The organism is Thauera sp., assembly GCF_035444905.1.
GTDB lineage: Bacteria > Pseudomonadota > Gammaproteobacteria > Burkholderiales > Rhodocyclaceae > Thauera.
This window is the reverse complement of sequence record NZ_DAOMPS010000134.1, coordinates 1-1,880: the sequence shown is the minus strand read 5'-3', so window position 1 is coordinate 1,880 and position 1,880 is coordinate 1. Positions and strand designations below refer to the sequence as shown.

Genomic DNA, 1,880 nt, shown 5'->3' with positions numbered 1-1,880 from the left:
TGTGTGTGCCCGGCATGGGTCAAGAAGTCTACCGCAAGGTAGCATCGTTCTTTGAATATCCAGAGGGTGCAAGTCCCTTACCGGCGAGTTGTCGAAGCCGGTCAGCAAGGCGCAAGGTGGTAGGGGGCGACCCCTGCACTGAAGGAAGCGCGACTGCAAAGGTCCGTACCGACGAACAGGAACCGCATACCGAGGCCGCTTTGGGTGGGTAAGCAGGCACAGCACTGCAAAGCCCGCAGGCAACAAACCCAGAGCGGTAGATGCGGCGGGGATGGACCAAAGGATATGACCCTTACCCGGGGAGATCTCCGTAGTCACGAGCTGGCAGAGCGGAGAGGTCAGCAGAGGTCGTAGTAGTGGGTAGGTACGAGCCGTCACCGCAAGGATAAAGGCGGAGGTCTCACAAACCCATGAAGGACCGAACGTTGAGGTGTTCCAAATGCCGCAGGGATCGCCCGCCGCAAGGTGGGGAAGCCCTGCGATAAGCGGAACAGAGTAGAATGAAGGAGTACACAGGATGATCGAACGGATCGTAACAAAACGCAATATGCTGGCGGCCTGTCAGCGGGTGGTGTCCAACAAGGGCGCCGCTGGAGTGGACGGGCTTGGCGTACGTTCCCTTGCCGAGCACCTCCAGGTGCATGGCGAAGGACTGGCCACGGCGGTATGCGCGGGGAGTTACCTACCGCAAGCCATTCTGGGGGTAGCGATACCCAAGAGCAAAGGGGGTACCCGTCTACTGGGCATCCCCACGGTTACCGATCGCCTGCTGCAACAGGCGGTACATCAAGTGATCATGCCCCTGTTCGAGGTGGAGTTCAAAGCCCACAGCTATGGCTTCCGCCCCGGACGGAGCGCCCACCAGGCGGTGCAGCGCGCGCAGCGGAACATCAATGAAGGGTATCAGCACATCGTTGATATCGATCTGAAAAGCTTCTTCGATGAAGTGGATCATGGTGTACTGCTGCAACTACTGTATCGCAAGGTGAAATGCCCCCTGACGATGCTCCTGGTCCGCCGTTGGCTCCGTGCGCCCATCCAAGTGGAGGGCAAGCTGGTGAAGCGGCGCAAGGGAGTGCCGCAGGGCAGCCCGCTCAGCCCCTTGTTGTCCAACATCGTGCTCCATGAACTGGACCGCGAACTGGAACGGCAGGGGTTGCGCTACGTGCGTTATGCGGACGACTTCAGCATTTATCTGAAGGGCCGTTCCCAAGCACGGAAAGTGGGCAACAGTATCTACCTGTTCCTTCGGGACCGGCTGAAGCTGCCCATCAACCGTGCGAAGAGCGGCATCCGGAAACCCGTGCAGTTCGAGCTGCTGGGCTATGGGTTCGTCCCTACGTATGAGAAGGGCGTGAAAGGGCAATACCAACTGGTGGTGGGTGCCCAAGGGTGGGGGAACTTGAAGCGCAAGGTGAAGGCCATTACGCGCAAAACGGCTCCGCTACCGCTGGCCGAGCGCATTACCCGCCTGAAGACCGTGCAACGCGGCTGGTTGAACTACTTCCGCTTGGCAAGTATGACCGGCAAATTGCGCGATGTGGATGGCTGGGTGCGCAATCGGCTGCGGTACTGCATCTGGAAGGACTGGAAGAAGCCCGAACGGAAACGGAAGAACCTGATCCGCTTGGGTGTAGACCGGCACCATGCCTATGCTTGGAGCCGCACGCGCAAAGGTGGCTGGGCCATCGCCCAAAGTCCCATCCTAAGCACCACGATCACCCTGAACCGCTTGGCTAAACGCGGCTACGAAGCCTTGCTCGATCACTACCGGAAAGTCGCTCCACATCTCAACGAACCGCTGTATACGAGGCCCGTACGTACAGTGGTGTGAGAGGCGCACCCCGTCGCTATTTAGCGGCGGGGCCGCCTACTCGATT

Annotated in this window: 1 protein-coding gene; it reads left to right on the top strand. The window is 59.6% G+C overall.

Annotation, left to right across the window (positions count from 1 at the left end):
- The first annotated feature begins 517 nt into the window (after positions 1 to 517).
- Positions 518 to 1,834: a group II intron reverse transcriptase/maturase gene (ltrA, locus tag PLC66_RS22585; RefSeq protein ID WP_324544421.1), complete on the top strand. Its 1,317-nt coding sequence runs from the start codon at positions 518 to 520 to the stop codon at positions 1,832 to 1,834.
- Positions 1,835 to 1,880 lie beyond the last annotated feature (46 nt).

Coding starts and splice junctions, on each gene's coding strand:
- ltrA (WP_324544421.1), top strand. CDS start 518: ATGATCGAACGGATCGTAACAAAACGCAATATGCTGGCGGCCTGTCAG.